Origin of the sequence: Rhodosalinus halophilus (assembly GCF_003298775.1) — a bacterium.
GTDB lineage: Bacteria > Pseudomonadota > Alphaproteobacteria > Rhodobacterales > Rhodobacteraceae > Rhodosalinus > Rhodosalinus halophilus.
In genome coordinates this window covers 1-18,077 of the sequence record NZ_QNTQ01000013.1, presented here as the reverse complement: position 1 = coordinate 18,077, position 18,077 = coordinate 1, and the positions used below count along the sequence as shown (strand labels likewise).

At 69.6% G+C, this 18,077-nt stretch carries 19 protein-coding genes; 14 read left to right on the top strand and 5 right to left on the bottom strand.

Annotation, left to right across the window (positions count from 1 at the left end; genetic code table 11):
* Nucleotides 1-20: 20 nt before the first annotated feature.
* On the bottom strand, nt 21-686 hold the full coding sequence (locus DRV85_RS13390; protein ID WP_338066972.1) for a GntR family transcriptional regulator: 666 nt from the start codon (nt 684-686) through the stop codon (nt 21-23).
* Nucleotides 687-941: 255 nt separating this feature from the next.
* Here DRV85_RS13390 and DRV85_RS13385 point away from each other — a divergent pair, with 255 nt between their 5' ends.
* Genes DRV85_RS13385 through DRV85_RS13365 form a run of 5 tightly spaced genes read left to right on the top strand, consistent with a single transcriptional unit; the run spans nt 942 to nt 5,511 of the window.
* Nucleotides 942-2,012: an ABC transporter substrate-binding protein gene (locus DRV85_RS13385; RefSeq protein WP_113289985.1), complete on the top strand. Its 1,071-nt coding sequence runs from the start codon at nt 942-944 to the stop codon at nt 2,010-2,012.
* A 52-nt stretch (nt 2,013-2,064) separates the two neighbouring features.
* A complete protein-coding gene (locus DRV85_RS13380) occupies nt 2,065-3,099 on the top strand; it encodes an ABC transporter ATP-binding protein (RefSeq protein WP_113289984.1) in 1,035 nt (344 codons plus the stop codon).
* Complete coding sequence (locus DRV85_RS13375) at nt 3,096-3,938, top strand: ABC transporter permease (RefSeq protein ID WP_113289983.1); 843 nt, start codon at nt 3,096-3,098, stop codon at nt 3,936-3,938. The genes DRV85_RS13380 and DRV85_RS13375 overlap by 4 nt, the downstream gene beginning before the upstream one ends.
* Nucleotides 3,935-4,735, top strand: a complete 801-nt coding sequence (locus DRV85_RS13370; RefSeq protein WP_113289982.1) for an ABC transporter permease — start codon at nt 3,935-3,937, stop codon at nt 4,733-4,735. The genes DRV85_RS13375 and DRV85_RS13370 overlap by 4 nt, the downstream gene beginning before the upstream one ends.
* Nucleotides 4,732-5,511, top strand: coding sequence for a carbon-nitrogen hydrolase family protein (locus tag DRV85_RS13365; protein WP_113289981.1), 780 nt, complete (start codon nt 4,732-4,734; stop codon nt 5,509-5,511). Before DRV85_RS13370 ends, DRV85_RS13365 begins: the two co-directional genes overlap by 4 nt.
* Before the next feature lie 53 nt (nt 5,512-5,564).
* Here the strand turns inward: DRV85_RS13365 and speB are convergent, their stop codons facing one another.
* A complete protein-coding gene (speB, locus tag DRV85_RS13360; RefSeq protein ID WP_113289980.1) occupies nt 5,565-6,497 on the bottom strand; it encodes an agmatinase in 933 nt (310 codons plus the stop codon).
* Nucleotides 6,494-7,153 (bottom strand): TetR/AcrR family transcriptional regulator, encoded by a 660-nt coding sequence (locus tag DRV85_RS13355; RefSeq protein WP_233495514.1) that lies wholly within the window; start codon nt 7,151-7,153, stop codon nt 6,494-6,496. Before DRV85_RS13355 ends, speB begins: the two co-directional genes overlap by 4 nt.
* A gap of 73 nt (nt 7,154-7,226) precedes the next feature.
* On the opposite strand from DRV85_RS13355, the gene DRV85_RS13350 reads away from it, so the two are divergent.
* From DRV85_RS13350 to DRV85_RS13320, 7 genes are all read left to right on the top strand, one after another.
* On the top strand, nt 7,227-8,282 hold the full coding sequence (locus tag DRV85_RS13350; RefSeq protein WP_113289978.1) for an extracellular solute-binding protein: 1,056 nt from the start codon (nt 7,227-7,229) through the stop codon (nt 8,280-8,282).
* Nucleotides 8,279-9,130, top strand: coding sequence for an ABC transporter permease (locus DRV85_RS13345; RefSeq protein ID WP_113289977.1), 852 nt, complete (start codon nt 8,279-8,281; stop codon nt 9,128-9,130). The genes DRV85_RS13350 and DRV85_RS13345 overlap by 4 nt, the downstream gene beginning before the upstream one ends.
* Nucleotides 9,130-9,897 (top strand): ABC transporter permease, encoded by a 768-nt coding sequence (locus DRV85_RS13340; RefSeq protein ID WP_113289976.1) that lies wholly within the window; start codon nt 9,130-9,132, stop codon nt 9,895-9,897. Before DRV85_RS13345 ends, DRV85_RS13340 begins: the two co-directional genes overlap by 1 nt.
* On the top strand, nt 9,894-10,934 hold the full coding sequence (locus tag DRV85_RS13335) for an ABC transporter ATP-binding protein (RefSeq protein WP_113289975.1): 1,041 nt from the start codon (nt 9,894-9,896) through the stop codon (nt 10,932-10,934). Before DRV85_RS13340 ends, DRV85_RS13335 begins: the two co-directional genes overlap by 4 nt.
* A gap of 5 nt (nt 10,935-10,939) precedes the next feature.
* Nucleotides 10,940-11,671, top strand: a complete 732-nt coding sequence (locus DRV85_RS13330; protein ID WP_113289974.1) for an MBL fold metallo-hydrolase — start codon at nt 10,940-10,942, stop codon at nt 11,669-11,671.
* 147 nt (nt 11,672-11,818) lie between these two features.
* Nucleotides 11,819-13,291, top strand: coding sequence for an NAD-dependent succinate-semialdehyde dehydrogenase (locus tag DRV85_RS13325; protein ID WP_199525937.1), 1,473 nt, complete (start codon nt 11,819-11,821; stop codon nt 13,289-13,291).
* Nucleotides 13,292-13,596: 305 nt separating this feature from the next.
* The gene (locus DRV85_RS13320; RefSeq protein WP_113289973.1) at nt 13,597-14,433 is read left to right on the top strand and encodes a polyphosphate kinase 2 family protein; all 837 of its coding nucleotides are present in this window, start codon (nt 13,597-13,599) and stop codon (nt 14,431-14,433) included.
* 15 nt (nt 14,434-14,448) lie between these two features.
* On the opposite strand, the gene DRV85_RS13315 is transcribed toward DRV85_RS13320, so the two are convergent.
* Together DRV85_RS13315 and DRV85_RS13310 are read right to left on the bottom strand one after the other, a co-directional pair.
* Complete coding sequence (locus DRV85_RS13315; RefSeq protein ID WP_113289972.1) at nt 14,449-14,697, bottom strand: hypothetical protein; 249 nt, start codon at nt 14,695-14,697, stop codon at nt 14,449-14,451.
* Nucleotides 14,697-16,580: a Na/Pi cotransporter family protein gene (locus DRV85_RS13310; RefSeq protein ID WP_113289971.1), complete on the bottom strand. Its 1,884-nt coding sequence runs from the start codon at nt 16,578-16,580 to the stop codon at nt 14,697-14,699. Before DRV85_RS13310 ends, DRV85_RS13315 begins: the two co-directional genes overlap by 1 nt.
* A gap of 298 nt (nt 16,581-16,878) precedes the next feature.
* Here DRV85_RS13310 and DRV85_RS13305 point away from each other — a divergent pair, with 298 nt between their 5' ends.
* On the top strand, nt 16,879-17,670 hold the full coding sequence (locus DRV85_RS13305; protein WP_420820924.1) for a DeoR/GlpR family DNA-binding transcription regulator: 792 nt from the start codon (nt 16,879-16,881) through the stop codon (nt 17,668-17,670).
* Nucleotides 17,667-18,077 (top strand): ATP-binding cassette domain-containing protein (locus DRV85_RS13300; protein WP_147238851.1); only part of this gene is annotated, 411 nt, incomplete at its 3' end. The genes DRV85_RS13305 and DRV85_RS13300, both read left to right, overlap by 4 nt.

The following is an 18,077-nucleotide window of genomic DNA, read 5'->3' as shown; positions in this document are numbered from 1 at the left end:
CTGTTCGGTCGTCGGTCTTCTCACGCCCCCATGTCCGCCCGGATGTCCTCCGCCTGGAGCGTCAGGGCGCGGGGCACGTCTCGATCCAGAACCGCGCGGCACAGCGCGTCGCGCCTGGCGCCGCGCGCGGCGAAGTCGATCCCGCCCTCGCGCAGACGCGCCAGCCGGAAGCGGCGGGACTGGTTGAAGAACCTGGCGGCCACGTCGACGAGGCGCGGCGAGGCGCACGCCTCGACGAGCGTGCCGGCGAAGCTCCGGCAGGCCTCGTCCCATTGCAGGGCGGTCAGATCGCCCGGATCGGCCTGCACCGCCGCGTCCGCCCGCGACAGCGCGTGCTGCGCCGCGACGAGCCGGCCCTCCCAGGCCACGCCGCCGCGCTCCATCGATCGCGCGAGGCCGAGGCGCTCCACTTCGAGCCGCATGAGCAGGATGTCCTGCCGGTCCTCCTCGCTGGCGGAGGTCACCCGGAACCCCCGCTGCGAGGTCGCCTCGACCATGCCCTCGGCGGTCAGCATCCGCAGCGTCTCGCGCATGGAATGGGTGGACCCGCCATAGGCCTGCCGCAGCGCGTCGATCTTGAGCTTCTGATCGGGGCGCAGGACGCCGAAGGAAATGTCGCGCCGAATGGCCGAGGCGAGCATTGCGACCACCGTCGCTTCGTCCTTCCTGTCCGTCCCGAAGAACACGGCGGTCGCGCCCCTGGCTCGTCAGCTCGATAATATGACACATTCTTCGGATCGTTGGGCCGACCCTGTCAAGCGCGGTCGTGTTTCCGGCGACTGCCGATTGCGCGATCCGGACGCGCGACGGATGACGCGACACCTGCCCGCGAGATCGGCGGCGCGCGCCCGTCGCGCAGAAACGACCGCCCGGCGACTTGCTTTGCGCCGCGCGGCGCGCCATGGCTGTTGCAGATGTCCAGCACCACAGGGAGACGAAAGATGATGAAGAGACGCGCATTCCTCGCCGGCACGGGCGCCGCGGCGCTCGGAACGCTCGCTGCGCCCTCGGTCCTGCGCGCGCAGTCCGGCCCGCTCAAGGTCGGCACCTACGGCGGCTATTTCGAGGAGAGCTTCCGCACGCACGTCTACCCGGACTTCACCGAGGCCACCGGGATCGAGGTCGAGTCCATCCCCGAGCCCACCGGCGAAGCCTGGCTCGTGCAGCTTCAGCAGGCCGCGCGCGCGGGCCAGGCGCCCGCGGACGTGTCGATGATGGCGCAGGTCGCACGCATCCGCGGCGAGCGGGCTGGCCTCTGGGCCGAGATCGACCGCGGCGCCATGCCCAACGTGGACAACCTGCCCGAGCACTTCGTCTACGCCTACGACGACGGGCGGTTCTACGGCACCGGCGCGGTCAGCTGGTTCATCACGCTGGTCACCAACACCGAGGTCTACCCGCAGGCGCCCGAGAGCTGGACGGCCTTCTGGGATCCGGCGAACGAGAACAGCCTGGGCCTGCTGGCGCTCGCCTCCAACTCCTTCCTGCTCGAGATCACGGCCACGGTGCACTTCGGCGGCAAGGAGATCCTGGAGACCGAGGAAGGGCTTCTTCAGGTCATGGAGAAGCTCGCCGAGGTGAAGCCCAACGTGCGCCTCTGGTACCGCGACGAGGGCCAGTTCCAGCAGGCGCTGGAGACCGGCGAGATTCCGATGGGCCAGTACTACCACGACGTGACGGGCCTCGCCGCGGCGGACGGCAAGCCGGTGCGCTCGACCTTCCCGAAGGAGGGCGCGGTGCTCGATTCGGGCTGCTGGGTCGTCTCGCGCGCGTCGCAGGCGATCGAGGCGAGCCAGGTCTTCATCGACTACATGGCGCAGCCCGAGGTGCAGGCGAAGCTCTCGCGCTTCGTAGGCACCGCGCCCACCGTGCCGCGCGCGATGACGGACCTCACGGACGAGGAATTCGCCGCCGTCTCGTCGGACATCGCGCCCATCATCCCGGAATACGACCTCTACATCGACCGGGCCGACTGGGTGAACCAGAAGTGGTCCGAGATCGTCACCGGCTGACGCCGCGCGACAGGGCCGGCGCCGCGGCGCCGGCCCGCAACGGAAAGACTTCATGACGGAACTCTCCCTGCACGGCCTGACCAAGCGGTTCGGCAGCTTCACCGCCGTCGACGGCGTCTCGATCGACATCCCGGACGGCAGCTTCGTCTGCCTTCTGGGCCCCTCGGGCTGCGGCAAGACGACCCTGCTGCGCCTGCTCGCGGGGCTGGAAGAGCCCTCGGCGGGCCGGATCTCCGTCGACGGAGAGGACGTCACCGGCACGCCCGCCCATCTGCGCGGCTTCGGCATGGTGTTCCAGTCGCTCGCGCTCTTCCCGCATCTGACCGTGGCCGAGAACGTGGCCTATCCGCTTTCGATCCGGGGCACGCCCAGGGACGAATGCCGGCGCCGGGCCGACGAACTGCTCTCGCTCGTGCAGCTCGAGGGCATGGGCGGGCGGCGCATCCACCAGCTTTCGGGCGGCCAGCGCCAGCGCGTGGCGATCGCGCGCGGGCTGGCCATCGAGCCGCGGCTCTTCCTGCTCGACGAGCCGCTCTCGGCGCTCGACGCCAACCTGCGCGAACACATGCAGGTCGAGCTCCGCCAGCTCCAGCAGCGCCTCGGCGTGACCACGGTCGTCGTCACCCACGACCAGAAGGAGGCGCTGACGATGGCGGACATCGTGATCGTGATGGACAAGGGCCGCGTGCAGCAGGTGGGCGCGCCGATGGAGGTCTACCGCGATCCCGCGAACGCCTTCGTCGCCGGCTTCATCGGCACCTCGAACCTTTTGCCCTGCGAGCTCGGCGAGGGAGAGATCACCGTCTCGGGCCGGCGCATCGCGCTCGATCCGGGCGACCGGGTGAAGGCCCGCCCGGGCGAGGCCGTGCTTTCCGTACGACCCGAGGACATCCGCCTGTCCGCTGACGGCCTGCCGGGAAAAATTAGTTTTGTCAGGGATCTCGGGGAGAGCGTTCAGGTTCTGGTCGAGCACGAGGGGCACGAGATCACCGCGCTCTACGCGCCGGGCGCGCGCCCGGAGGTCGCAGTGGGCGAAACCGTGGGCGTGGAGTTCGTGCCCGGCACCCGCGTGGTGCTTCCGGCATGAGCGCGCGGGCGGACAGGCCGACGCCCGGCTGGCTCGCCGCGATCCCGGCGGCGTGGCTCGCAGTCTTCTTCCTCGTGCCGTTCGCGATCATGCTGGGCGTGAGCTTCGCGCATCGCGTGCCCGGCGGCTTCTACGAGCCGGGATTCGAGCTCGACAGCTACGCGCGGTTCCTCTCGCCCTTCTTCGGCCGGATCCTGCTGACCTCGGTCGCGCTTTCGGCGGGTGCCGCGGCGATCTGCGTGGCCCTCGCCTTTCCCTTCACCGTGATCCTCGCGCGGATGGGGGGCCGGGCGCAGACGCTGGTGCTGGTGGCGCTCCTGGCGGTGCTCTCGCTCTCGGAGGTGATCATAGGATTCTCGCTCTCCACCCTGCTGTCGAAGACCGCGGGCGTCGGCAACTTCTTCGCCTGGCTCGGGCTGATCGAGGAGTCGCGCGCCTACACGCCCAGCCTCTTCGCGCTGATGACGGGGCTTTGCTATCTCGCGCTGCCCTACGCGGTGCTGGTGCTCTATCCGCCGGTCTCGCGGCTCGACCCGGAACTCGGCGAGGCCGCGCGGATCATGGGGGCGACGCCGCTCCGTGCCTTCTGGACGGTGACGGTGCCGATGCTGCGCGCGCCGCTCTTCGGGGCGGCGATCCTCGTCTTCGTCTTCACGCTCGGGGTCTATCTGCTGCCGCAGGTGCTCGGCCAGCCCGCGCACTGGACGCTGTCGGTCCACATCACGGATCAGGCGATCTTCCAGTCCAACCTGCCCTTCGCTGCGGCGATGGCGGTGCTGCTGCTTCTCGTCTCGCTCGCGATGGTGGGGATCACCCTGCTTCTGGGGCGCGCGCGATGAGCCGGAAGCTTCAGGCGGCCTATATCCTCGTCATCCTCGCGGCGCTCGCCGCGCCCATCGTGGTCGTCGCGGGGGTCTCGCTCAACGCCGAGCAGGCGCTGCTCTTTCCGCCGCCGGAGATGTCGCTGCGCTGGTACGGCGCGCTCTTCTCGTCGCCGGACTGGCTGGTGCCGCTGCGCAACTCGCTCGTCATCGCAGCGGTCTCGGCGCTGCTGGCGGTGCTGGTGGCGCTGCCGCTGGCGCTGCATGTCTGGTCCCGCGGCGGCTTGCTGTCGCGCGCGCTCTACACGCTGGGCGTCGCGCCCTTCATGCTGCCGCCGGTGATCTCGGCGCTGGGCTTTCTCGTGTTCTGGGTGACGATCGGCATGTACGGGCAGATGGCGGCGACCATCGTCTCGCACGGGGTCTTCCTCGTGACGCTGCCGGTGGTGACGCTCTCGCTGGGGCTCGGCGCGATGGACCCGGCGCTGGTGGAGGCGGCGCGGACCATGGGCGCGACGCGGGGCCAGGTGATGCGCACGGTGATCCTGCCACTGCTCCTGCCCTACATCGTCTCGGGCTACGCCTTCGCCTTCGTGCTGTCGCTCAACGAGTACATCATCGCCTACATGGTCGCGGGCTTCACGGTGGAGACGCTGCCGATCAAGATCTTCAACAGCCTGCGCTACGGCTACACGCCGATCATGGCGGTGGTCGCGGTGCTCTTCGTGGCGCTGGCCGTGGCCGTCTTCGGCCTGATCGGCCGGTTCGGGAACCTGCCGAGGCTGCTCGGCGCGGAACGGGTGGAGGAGCGATGAAGCTTGCACTCTGGCAGGGGGCGGGAACGCCGGGCGACCTCACCGCCACGGTCGCGGCGGCGGCACAGGCGATCGACGACGCGGCCCAGGCGGGCGCCGCGCTGCTGGTCTTTCCCGAGGGGTTCCTGACCGGCTATCACATCCCCGATCTCGCCCCCGGCGGCCTGCCGGGCGTGGAGGCGGCGCTTTCGCAGGTGGGGGCGGCGGCGCGGGCCTCCGGCCTCGGCGTCGTCATGGGCACCCACCTCGACCGGCCGGAGGGGCTGCGCAACGCGGCGGTGGTCTTCGGACCCGACGGCGCCGAGCTCGGCCGCTATCACAAGCGCGCGCTCTTCGGCGGCTGGGAGAAGGCGACCTTCGTGCCCGGCGACGCGCCCTGCCGCTTTCGGCTCGGCGGCGCGACGGTGGGGGTGCTCATCTGCTACGACGTGGAATTTCCCGAACTGGTCCGCGCCGAGGCGCAGGCCGGCGCGGATCTCGTCGTGGTGCCCACCGCGCTCATGGCGCCCCATGACCGCGTCGCGCGGCAGATGGTGGCGGTGCGCGCGCTCGAGAACCAGATCTTCCTCGGCTACTGCAACCGCGCAGGCACCGAGCCGGGAATGTCCTTCGTCGGGCTGTCGTCGATCTCCGGGCCCCGCGGCCAGACCCTCGCGCAGGCCGGAACGGGCGAGGAGACGGAGATGATCCTGGCGGAGCTCGATCTCTCCGAGATCGCGCGGGAACGGGCGGAGGCGAGCTACCTGGACGATCTGGTTGAGCTGCCCGGCCTCTGAACACCCGGCGCGAGCGGGCATCGGGCGCCCGCGGAGGCCGTGGCGTCCGCGCGTCAGGGCAGGACGCAGAGCATCTCGTAGAGCAGGTTCGCGGCGATCAGCGCGGTGTTGCCCGAGGGGTCGTAGGGCGGCGAGACCTCGACCAGATCGCAGCCCACCAGGTTGAGCCCGGCGCAGCCGCGCACGATCTCGAGCGCCTGCCAGGTCGAAAGGCCGCCGGGCTCCACCGTCCCGGTGCCAGGGGCGAAGGCCGGGTCGAGGCTGTCGATGTCGAAGGAGAGATAGACCGGCGCGTCGCCCACCGTGGCACGCACCCGCTCCATCAGCGGCGCGGCGGAGCGATACCAGAGCTCCTCGGCCTGCACGACCGTCCAGCCCTGCGCGCGGCCCCAGTCGAAATCCTCCGGCGCGTAGCCCGTGCCGCGCAGGCCGATCTGGAAGACACGGTCGTTGAGCAGGCAGCCCTCCTCCCAGGCGCGGCGGAAGGGGGTGCCATGCGCCTCGGCCTCGCCGAACATCGCCTCGTTGATATCGGCATGCGCGTCCACGTGGACGAGCGCGACCGGCCCGTGCCGCTCCTTCATCGCGCGCAGGATCGGCCATGTCAGCGTGTGATCGCCGCCGAGCGTCAGCGGCACCGAACCGTGGGAGAGGATTTCCCGGTAGTGCTCCGCGATGATCTCGACCGACTTCTTGAGATCGAAGGTGTTGATCGGAACGTCGCCGATATCCGCCACCTGCATCCGCTCGAAGGGCGCCGCGCCGGTGGCCATGTTGTAGGGGCGCAGCATCCGGCTCTCGTCGCGGATCTGGCGGGGACCGAGCCGCGTGCCGGGTCGGTTCGAGGTGCCGATGTCCATCGGGATGCCGACGAAGCAGGCGTCGAGCCCTTCGGCCGTCGCCTGCGCGGGCAGGCGCATCATGGTGACGGGGCCGCCGAAGCGGGGCATCTCGTTGCCGCCAAGCGGCTGGTTGTAGCGGGTCATGGCTCCTCCTTCGTGGCGATCATGCGGGCGAGGGGGCGCACCTGCCGTGCGACGCGGGCGCGAAGCTGCGCGAGGGTCATGCCCTCGTCCTTCACGAACTCGATGAACTCCATGTTGAGGTTGTTGAAGAGCAACTGGCCCAGCGCCTCGGCATCGAGATCGGCCCGCACCGCGCCGCGCGCCTGCAGCGTCTCGAGGAGCGCCGTGACCTGCCCGGCGAGGCGGCGGTCGAGCTCGAGGTAGCGCCGGCCGTTGGGCGTCTCCGGCGCCTCGATGGAAAGCGCCATGGCCGAGCGCCACATCTCCTTGGAAAGATACTCCAGCGAGTGGTCGTAATAGCTGAAGATGAGCGCCAGCACCGCCTCGGCCACACCGTCGGGCGGGTCGGCCACCAAAGGCTCGCCTTCGTCGAGAACCTCCTCCACCTCCATCGTCACGGTGGCGATCAGGATGTCGCCCTTGGTGCGATAGTAGTTGTAGACGGTTCCGACCGAGACTTCCGCCGCCTCGGCCAGATCCTCGATTCGCACGGCGCGGTAGCCGTCGGCCCGGAATCGCGCCACCGCTGCCTGCAGAATGCGCTTTTCGCGGTCTGCCTTCTGTCTTTCGCGCAATCCGGCCATCGGTGCCGCGGAAACCTCTATGAACAGCTTCATCTTTAGTGTTGACTATAAAAATGAAGCTGTTCAACTTTTTTCGGAAGAACAGACCGCGACAAGGGAGAAAAAGATGAAGACCGCCATCGCTCGCCTTCTGGGCACCACAATGCTGGGTCTCGCCGCCGGCGCTGCCGCCGCGCAGGAGGAGCTGAACGCGCTCGTCTGGTGCGATCACACCGACCCGAAGCTGATCGAGCCCTTCGAGGAAGAACACGGCGTCACCGTGAACCTGCGCGAATACGAGGGCACCGGCGCCGCGCTCGCGCTGCTCGAACAATCCCGCCCGGGCGACTGGGACGTGCTGGTGATCGACGGAATCGACGTCTTCCGCGCGGTCGAGGCCGGCATCCTCGCGCCCCTGCCCGAGGACGAGCTGCCGGAGGCCGACTTCTTCCCCGAAGTGGTGATGAAGGAGAACAACTCCGCCGACGGCGTGACCTACGCGGTCACCGAGAAGTTCGGCTACAACACCATCTCCTACAACGCCGAGGCCGTCGATCCGGCGGACATGCAGGATCTCTCGACCGTGTGGTCGGACAAGTACGAGGGCCGCATCACGATCTACGACTACTACCTTCCGGTGATGGGCCTCGCCGCGCTGGCCTCGGGCATCGACACGGCCGACATCACGGCAGACGACCTGGAGACCATCGGCGGCGTCATGTCCGACATGCGCGCCAACGCGGCCTCGGTCGCGGGCGTGGTCGCGGCGCAGACGGCGCTCGCCACCGGAGAGGTGGACATCGTGGTCGGCGGGGGCGAATGGCTGACGGCCGTCCTTCAGGAGGAACAGCCCGAGCTCACCTGGACGATCCCCGATGAGGGCGCGGTGCGCTGGTCGCAGTCGATCGGGGTGCTCGCCGACAGCGAAAAGCCCGACCTCGCGCTGGAGTTCGTCAAATACATCGTCAGCCCCGAGGGGCAGGCGCGGCTCGCCACTTCCTCGTGCTTCTGGGGGATGCCGGCCAACATGAAGGCGGGCGAGCACCTGACCGACGCGCAGAAGGAGGTGCTGCGCTGGGACGCGCAGGAAACGTATCTCGCCAACACGCAGCTCTACCCGGCGCCGGATACCGACCTCGACATCGAGATGCAGGACCTCTGGCTCGAAACCCTTCAGCAGTGAGCGCGCGGGCCGACAGCCTGAAGGGCTGGGGCTTCGCCGCCCCGGCCCTTCTCTGGACGACGGCCTTCTTCGTCGTCCCCTTCGTGGTGATGGCCGCGATGAGCCTCGCCACGCTGGACGGGCGCACGCTGATCTGGGGGCTTCACGCCGACAACTACCTCGAACTCGCCGAAGAGCGCTATCTCTGGCGCGCGGTGCTGGTCTCGCTCGAGATCACGGCGACGGTGACGGTGGTTTCGGTCGTGCTCGCCTATCCGCTGGCCTGGATCATCGCCTTCCGCGTGCCGGCGCGCTGGCAGCGGCTGGCGCTCCTGCTGGCGATCCTGCCCTTCTGGACATCCTACGTCGTGCGCTCCTACGCGTGGCTTCTGGTGCTCGCGCGGGAAGGCGTGGTGAACCAGACGCTGATGACGCTCGGGATCGTCGCCGAGCCCGTGACGCTCGCCAACACGCGGATCGCGACGGTGACGGGCTTCGTGCATTTCTTCGTGATGCTGCTGACGCTGACGATCTACGCCAACCTCGTGCAGCTGTCGCCCAACTACCGCCGCGCGGCGATGGACCTTGGCGCCAACGCCTTTCAGACGTTCCGGCACGTGATCCTGCCGCTCACCCTGCCGGGGATCGCGACGGGGGCCTTCCTGACCTTCGTGCTCTGCATCGGCGACTACATCACGCCGCAGATTCTCGGCGGCAACACCGAACTCACCGTGCCGCAGGTCATCATGGTGCAGCTCGGCCGTCGCGCGGACTTCCCGCTCGCCTCGGCGCTCGCGATCGTGCTGATGGCGCTGGTCACGCTCGCCTATCTCGCCTGCGCCCGCTGGCTGAGGATCGACCGGCTGTGATGCGCGTGCTGCCCTGGCTCTATCTCGCCGCCGGTTTCCTCTTCATCTACCTGCCGGTGGGCGTTCTGGTGCTGTTCTCGTTTCAGGAGGGGACGCTCCCGGTGCCGCCCTTCGAGGGGCCGAGCCTGCGCTGGTATGCCGAGGTGCTGGGCGACGACGACCTGACCGCGGCGCTGCTGAACTCCGTCGTGGTGGCGGCGGGGCAGGGGGCCGTCGCGGTGACGCTGGGCTTTCTCGCCGCCTACGGGCTCGCGCGGCACGTCGTGCCGGGGACGGTCTTCCTGCGCGCGCTACTGATCGCGCCGTTGACGGTGAGCTACCTGATCGTGGGCCTCGGGCTGCTGATCGTGGTGCAGCGGGCGGGGCTCGGGCTCTCGCTCTGGACGGCCGGGATCGGGCACGTCGTCATCAACCTGCCGATCTGCTTCGCGATCATCTACGCCTCGATGGGCGCGCAACAGCAGAACGCCGAGCGCGCGGCGCGCGATCTCGGCGCGGGCGAATTCGACGTGATCCGCCTCGTCACCGTGCCGATGCTCGCGCCCGCGATCCTGGCGGCCTATTTCCTCTCCGTCACGCTGAGCTGGGACGAGTTCATCATCGCCTTCCTGCTCACCCGCTTCGAGGTGACGCTGCCGGTGGAGATCTGGTCGATGCTGCGCTCGGGGCTCTCGCCGCGGCTCAACGCCATCGGGAGCGTCGTCTTTCTCGTCTCGGTCACCGCCGTCGTGCTGGCCGAAGTGCTGATCTTCAGGAGACGCCGATGACCGCTCCCGTCACCGTGGAGGCCGTGACCCACCGCTTCGGCGCGTTCGCCGCGCTCTCCGACATCCGTCTCGAGATCGCGGCCGGGGAATACGTCACGCTGCTGGGCCCATCGGGTTGCGGCAAGACCACGCTGCTCTCGGTGCTGGGCGGCTTTCTGGAGCCCGGCGAGGGCCGCGTGCTGATCGGCGGGCAGGACATGACGCATGTCCCGCCCGCGAAGCGCCCCACGACCACGATGTTTCAGGACTACGCGCTCTTTCCGCACATGAGCCTTGCAGACAACGTGGCCTTCGGGCTGCGCATGGCCGGGGTGGGCAAGCGCGCGCGGATGTCCCGCGCGGCCGAGATGCTGGCGCTCGTGGGGCTCGGCGAGGCCGGCGCCAAGCGCCCGCACGAGCTCTCGGGCGGGCAGCGCCAGCGCGTGGCACTCGCCCGCTGCCTCGCCGTCGAGCCGGAGGTCCTGCTTCTCGACGAGCCGCTGGGCGCGCTCGACCTGAAGCTGCGCCGCTCCATGCAGGACGAGCTCAAGGCCATCCAGCGGCAGGTGGGCACCACCTTCGTCCACGTCACCCACGACCAGGAGGAGGCGATGGCCATCGCCGACCGCATCGTGGTGATGAACGCGGGCCGGATCGAGGACGAGGGCGCGCCGCGGCGCATCTACCGGGAGCCGCGCACGCTCTTCGCCGCGGGATTCATGGGCGAGATCAACCGCATCCCCGCGCGCGCCGTCGCGGGCCGGGTGGAGACGCCCTTCGGCCCGCTGCCCGCGACGCCGCCCGCGGAGGGCGGCGCGCTCGTCGCCTGCCTGCGGCCCGAGGCGGTGAGCACCGCGCCCGCCGCCTTCGAGATCGGCCCGGCGCGGGTGCGCGACGCGGCCTTCTTCGGCACCTACTGCCGCGCGCATCTGGTGCCGGAGGCCGCGCCAGACCTCACCCTCGTCGCGCATCTGCCGCCCGACGCCCTGCCCGAGGAGGGGGCGGTCCTGACGCTTCACGCCGAGCCGGACGCCCTCGCCGTGTTTCCCGAGGAGTGAGATCCATGCAACGCGCCCGCCCCGAGGACTGGTATCGCGTCGAGACGAAGGGCGACGACGTCACCCTGATCGACGAGCCCTTCATCCAGCCCTTCTACCGCTGCAACTGCTGGCATGTGCGCGGACGCGACCGCGACATGCTGGTGGACAGCGGCATGGGCGTGGTCAGCTTGCGCGAGTGGGTGCCGCTGGTGACCGAGCGCGATCTGACGGCGGCGGCGAGCCACACGCATTTCGACCACATCGGCTGCCACCACGAGTTCGCGGACCGCGTGGTACACGAGGCCGAGGCGGAGATCCTGGCCAATCCCACCAATGCGGCGACGCTGGCCGACCCTTACGTCACCGACGAGATCTTCGACCGCCTGCCGCCCGAACCTTATCAGTCCACGACCTACCGCGTGACCGCGGCGCCCGCCACGCGGACGGTGCGCGACGGCGACGTGATCGACCTGGGCGACAGGCATTTCGAGGTGATCCACACCCCCGGCCACTCCCCCGGCGGCATCGCGCTCTGGGAGGCCGCAAGCGGCATCCTCTTCTCCGGCGACATCGTCTACGACGGCCCGCTGATCGAGGACACCTACCACTCGGACGCGGCCGACTATTACCGCTCCATGGTGCGGCTCTACGACCTGCCGGTGCGGGTCGTCCACGGCGGGCACTTCCCAAGCTACGGCGCCGAGCGACACCGCGCGATCATCCGCGCCTGGCTCGACGAGAAAGAGCGCGGCTGACCTGCGCGCAGGCGCGCGTCCTATACTTCGGCGCGCATGACGAATACCCCTCTCCGGACGGGCGAGTCGCCGCGCCGTCCGCGACGGGCGTCCGTGCCGATCGCAGACGACGCGCCACGCCGAAGGGAGGCGAGAGGAGGGAACGCCATGCTGACGGAAGCCGCCGCGCGCGCCGGGATCGCCGAGCCGGGTCTGCTCAAGGATCGCGCCTATGTGGCCGGCGTCTGGATCGAAAGCGCCGAGGGGACGCGGATTCCGGTGACCGATCCTGCGACGGGCGAGGCCTGCGGCGAGGTCGCGGCGCTCACCGCCGCGCAATCCGCGGCCGCGGTGGACGAGGCCCATCGCGCCTATGCCAACTGGTCGCGCCTTCTGCCGCAGGAGCGGTCCACGATCCTGCGGCGCTGGTTCGAGCTGATGACCGCGGCGCGCGAGGATCTCGCACGCATCATGGTGCTCGAGCAGGGCAAGCCGCTCTCAGAGGCCCGGGGGGAGATCGACTACGCCGCCTCCTTCGTCGAGTTCTACGCCGAAGAGGCGAAGCGTCCCAACATCGAGGGCGTCACCTCGCATCTGCCCGACGCAGAGGTCGAGCTCTGGCTGGAGCCGGTGGGCGTCGCCGCGCTCGTCACGCCCTGGAATTTCCCCTCGGCGATGCTCACGCGCAAGGCCGCCGCGGCGCTCGCCGCGGGCTGCACGGTCGTGGCGCACCCCTCGGCCGAGACGCCCTTCTCCGCGCTCGCCCTGGCGGAACTGGCGGAGCGCGCCGGCATGCCGGCGGGCGTCTTCAACGTGATAACGGGGCAGGCGCCCACGGTCGTCGAGCCCTGGACGCAGGATGCGCGCGTGCGCGCGCTCTCCTTCACCGGCTCGACCGAAATCGGGCGGCTGCTCTACCGGCAGTCGGCCGACACCGTGAAGCGGCTGGTGCTGGAGCTGGGCGGGCACGCGCCGGTGATCGTCTTCGCGGACGCGGACCTGGATCACGCCGTGGCCGAGACGATGAAGGCGAAATTCGCCACCTCGGGGCAGGACTGCCTCGGCGCCAACCGCATTTACGTGGAGCGCGGCATCTACGATGCCTTCGCCAGCCGCTTCGCCGCCGCGGTCGAAGCGCTGACCGTGGGCGCGGGCCTGGACGACCCGGACATCGGCCCGCTGATGAACCCGCGCGCGGTGGCCAAGCAGGAAGACCACGTCCGCGACGCGGTGGAGCGGGGCGCGCGGATCCTGTGCGGCGGCGAGAGGCTGCCGCAGGGCGGTCTCTTCTACGCGCCCACCGTCCTCGCCGACGTGCCCGACGGGGCGCGGATCATGCAGGAAGAGACCTTCGGCCCCGTCGCGCCGCTGACGCCCTTCGACAGTGAGGATGAGGTCGTTGAGCGTGCCAACGCCACCGAATACGGCCTCGTGGCCTATGTCCACAGCCTCGATCCGCGGCGGATCTACCGGCTCTCGCGGTCGCTGGAGTTCGGCATGGTCGCCGTGAACCGGACCAAGGTGACCGGCGCGCCCATCCCCTTCGGCGGCATGAAGCAGTCCGGCCTCGGCCGCGAGGGCGCACGGCGCGGCATGGAGGAGTTCATGGAGGTGAAATACGTCTGCCGCGACTGGCGCTGATGGGCAGCCGCGCGCCTCGGCGGCGGGAAACCAAAGCCCGGCGCCAAGCGCCCTCTCGGCGCGGGTATTGCCGCGGATCGTCCTCTCGACCACCTTCGGGCTCCGTGAGGACCGCCAGCGGAAGGCGACCGCGTGCCGGCGCCGCGCCGGGGCTGAGCCAGTCTGCGGCCGTTGCGCCGCGATCATCCGCACGACAGAGGCCTTCGGTCAGGCCGCCCGTTGAGGCTGCCTGCGCTTCGATTGCCCCGCGCCGCGAAACCTGCTTGGCTGATCCAAGGGTTTCCAGCATCGGCGGGTCCGCGGAGATGAACCAGCGATCCCCAGCCAGACCACCCAGCCTCGCCGAGGCTGATCTTTCCGCGAAGCTGGGCAGGAAGGCCTACAAGGCCGCGCTCAAGGAGCTGCAGCGCAGCCTGACCGCGCTGCAGCAGACCTATCTGTTCTCGGGCCACAAGGCGGTGATCGTCTTCGAGGGCTGGGATGCCGCCGGCAAGGGCGGCACGATCCGCCGGATGTCCGCGGCGCTCGACCCGCGCAGCTTCAAGGTCTGGCCGATCGGCGCGCCGCGGCCCTACTATCTCGACCGGCATTACCTGCTGCGTTTCATGGACAGGCTTCCGCCCACGGGCGCGATCTCGGTCTTCGACCGATCCTGGTACGGGCGGGTGCTGGTCGAGCGGGTCGAGGGCCTGACGCCCGAGGAGCGCTGGCGCGCGGCCTACGGCGAGATCCGCAGCTTCGAGCGCATGCTGCGCGATGACGGGACGCGCCTGGTGAAACTCTTCTTCCACATCACGCCCGACGAACAGCTCGCCCGCTTCGAGCGCCGTCTCCGCGACCCGCTGAAACGGTGGAAGCTCACCTACGAGGATTTCCGCAACCGCGAGAAATGGGAGGACTACGCGGAGGCGATCGACGAGATGCTCGCGCGGACCTCGACGGAAGATGCGCCCTGGCACGTCATCCCGGCCAACGACAAGCGTTTTGCGCGGGTCGCGGCCCTGCGCCACATCGTGCGCGGTCTGAGCGAGGGGGTCGAGGTCGCGCCGGTGGTGCCGGGCCGCGCGGTGCTGGATGAGGCCGACCGGATGCTGAACGTCGATCCCGACCTGATCGAGAGCCTGCGCGGGCGCACCGACTGACGCGGCGCGGGGGCGTCAGCACACCTCCCTGAGCAGCCATTCGGCGCGCGAGATGTGTTCGCGTGCGACGCGCAGCTTGCGGTCGAGGTCGGCGCGTTCCTCCGCGTCCGGTTCGGCGGCGATCCGCGCGAGCAGGTCGGCCTCCTTGCGGCGCAGCTTGTCGAGCACCTTCTCGACGTGCTCGGGCGCGATGCGCTGCGCCTTGCCGGCCTCGAGACGCTGCTGATACTCCGCAACCTTCTCGGCCAGCTTCTTCAGTCCCATCACAACGACCCCGAGCCCGTGTTTCGCGGCAGTCTACCCTTCGTCTGTGACAGTCCTGTTGCAGTCCTTTCCCCGGTGGGGGCTGCCGGCGTGCCGGCCGCCTCGCCGATCTCCTCCTCGTCGAGCGCGAGCAGCTCCTCGACCTCCGCCACCGCGCGGTCTTCCTCGGCGTAGTAGGCAAGCGCGGCGGTCACGAGTTCGCGCATCGCGGCATCCGCGTAGCTCGCATCGTTGAGAAAGGAGGTCGCCGCCGCCGGATCCAGCGCCCCGTCCTGAAGAAGCGCGCCGACGCGGGCGTTGCGCGACCGCGCGTCCGCCTCGATCTGCGCCGCCTCCTGGTCGAGCCACAACACGCTGCGCGCATCCGGCTCCTCAAGCCCCAGATCGCGGATCGCGACGACGACCCGCGCGACCTGTGTGCGCAGCTCGTCGTAGAGATCGGTAATCGCCCCCTGCGGACGCGTCGTGTAGCGCAGCACGTTCTTGCGGATGTGCTTGACCGATTTCACTGCGCGCACCAGCCCGCCCGACAGATCGCGCAGCGCGTCGATCCGCGCGGCGATGTCGGGCGCGAGCTTCCGGCCCCCCGCGCGCGTGGCGAAATCGACGATCGCGGCGTAGAGCGTCTTGACCCGCCGCTCGTAGCCGTCGCCGATGTCGAGGTCGATGGGCGCGCGGCTGGCCCGCACGGCCGCGCCGATGTCGCGGGCGCCGAACACGTCCTCGCGGTGCAGGTTGAGCCCGTGCAGGATCAGCTTGGTGGCGTTGTCGTAAAGGTGCAGCACCTCCTTGCGCAGCGCGCTCTCCAGCGTCTCGGGGAAATCGTCCACCGCGGCATTCAGGTAGCGCGGGCGCGAGACGTCCGGCACGGGCTCGGGGATGCGCCATTCCAGCAGGCGCACGAGCGGGCGCATCAGCGGCAGCATCAGCACGATGCCGGCCGCGTTGAAGATCGTGTGAAAGACGGCGAGCTTGAGCGCGAAATCCTCCTCGGCGATGCCGGTGCGCGCGGCGACGAGATCCACCGCCTCGCGCAGCTGCGCGACGAGGATCAAGGCGAGCGCCGCCGTCGCCAGGTTGAAGATCAGATGCGCCAGCGCCAGGCGCCGCCCCTGGTAGCCCGCGCCCAGCGCACCGATCATCGCGGTGACGGTCGTGCCGACGTTGGCCCCGATCGCGAGCGCGATGGCGTTCTCGTAGGTGATCTGCCCGGCGGCCAGCGCGGTGAGGATCAGCACCATCGTCGCGTGGCTCGACTGCATGACGACTGTCGCCGCGGCGCCGAGCGCGGTATAGACGACGAGGCCCAGAAGGCCCGGCAGCGCATAGCGCGCAAGGTCGATCTGCCCCTGGACGTCCTCGAAGCCCAGCTTCATGTAGTGGATGCCGAGGAACAGGAAGCCGACCCCGGCGAGCGCGTAGCCGATGCCTCGTGGGACCGGCGCCTTCTGGAACACCAGCAGCGCGCTCACCGCGATCATCGGCATCGCGTAGGCCGCGATGTTCACCTTCAGCCCCAGTCCCGCGACGATCCAGGCGCCGGTCGTCGTGCCGAGGTTCGCGCCGAAGACGATGCCGATCCCGCCGACGAGCGAGATCAGCCCGGCGCTCAGGAACGAGATGGTGACGACGGAGACGAGCGAGCTCGACTGCAGCAGCGTCGTCGAGACGACCCCGAACAGAAGCGCGCGCGGCGTCGATCGCGTCGCCGCGCCCAGCAGCCGCTCCAGCCGCCCGCCGCCCAGCAGGCGGAAGCCGTCCTCGAGCATCAGCATGCCGAAGAGAAAGATCGCCACCCCGGCCGCGATCTCCTGCAGCGCCGGGCTGAACCAGAAGGCCAGCAGCAGCGCGCCCGTCGTCGCGGCGAGGTAGTATCGCTTCATCCCCTGGGCCCTGCCATCCGGCAAGCATATCGCCTCCGACAAACAAGAAAAGAAAGACCGCGAGGACGTCGGAACCAACCGTGGCAGGCCCGTAACGAGGGGGCCACGAGGGCCGGACGTGATGGCCGCGGCCGCGAGCGCTCCTCGGTGCGCATTTGTCTCGGCGTGGCCGTCGGGATCGCGCCTTGTCTCCGTTCGGGGCATCGCGGTTCCGACTCCCGTCCCGTCGAGAACCGGCCGCAGGCGCCCTGCGTGCCAGGAGCGGGCATTCATATCACTGTCACTCCCGCATGCTCATATGAGCGCCGGGGGTGCACGGATGGACAGGCGATCGGCGATTCTTGCAGCTGCGCAGCGTCACGGCCGCGTATCCGTGGACGCGCTCGCGTCGGAGCTCGGTGTCTCGGCGCACACGATCCGGCGGGATCTCAATGCGCTTTGCAGGGAAGCGAAGCTCCGACGGCTGCATGGCGGGGCGGAATTCGTCGAAGGCAGCGCGAATCTGCCCTACGCCGCCCGGTCGGTGCTGAATTTTCCAGCAAAGCAGGCCATCGCGCAGGTGGTCGCGGAGCTCGTGAAGGATGGCGCGACGGTCTTCGTGTCCATCGGCACGACGCCGGCGATCGTCGCCGGCGCGCTTGCGAAGAAGGAGGCGTTGACGATCGTGACGAACAATCTGAACGCCGCCTTCGCGGTCTCCGAGAACAGCACGCATCGTGTCATTCTGCCCGGCGGCGAGATGCGGCTGCCCGATCGTGACTTCCTGAACGAGGCCGCGATCGACCTCTTCGGTGCCTATCGCGCCGATATCGGCATCTACGGCGTTGGCGGGATCGATACCGACGGCAGTCTGCTCGACTTCCACAGCACCGAGGTCCGTGCGCGCGAACAGATCCGGGCGAACAGCCGGACTGCGGTGCTCGTGGCCGACCGGAGCAAGTTCGGCCGTCGGGCTGCAGCGGTCGGCGGGCATCTGGGTGACGCCGATCTGATCGTGCTGGACGCCCGCCCGGATCCCGCCTTCGCGGGTCTTCTGGCGCCGGTCGAGGATCGCCTGCGCCTTGCATGCGACCAGGGGGCGGCGGCATGAGCTCCGAGGCTTACGTCGCGCTCGACGGCGTCACCCGCCGGTGGGAGGGCAGGGGCGGCGTCGCCGACGTGTCGCTCGAGGTGCCGCACGGCGCCTTCGTCTCGGTGCTGGGGCCCTCGGGGTGCGGCAAGTCCACGCTGCTGCGCCTGATCTCGGGGCTGGAGACCCCCGAGCGCGGCAGGGTGGATATCGCCGGTCGGGACGTGACGCCCTTGCCCGCCTCGAAGCGCGGGCTGTCGATGGTCTTCCAGTCCTACGCGCTCTTTCCGCACCTGAGCGTGCGCGAGAACATCCTCTTCGGGATGCGCGTGCGCCGCGTGCCGAAGCCCGAGCGCGAGGCGAAGCTGGCCGAAGCGGTCGGGATGCTGGGGCTCGAGGGGCTCGAGGCGCGCAAGCCCGCTGCGCTG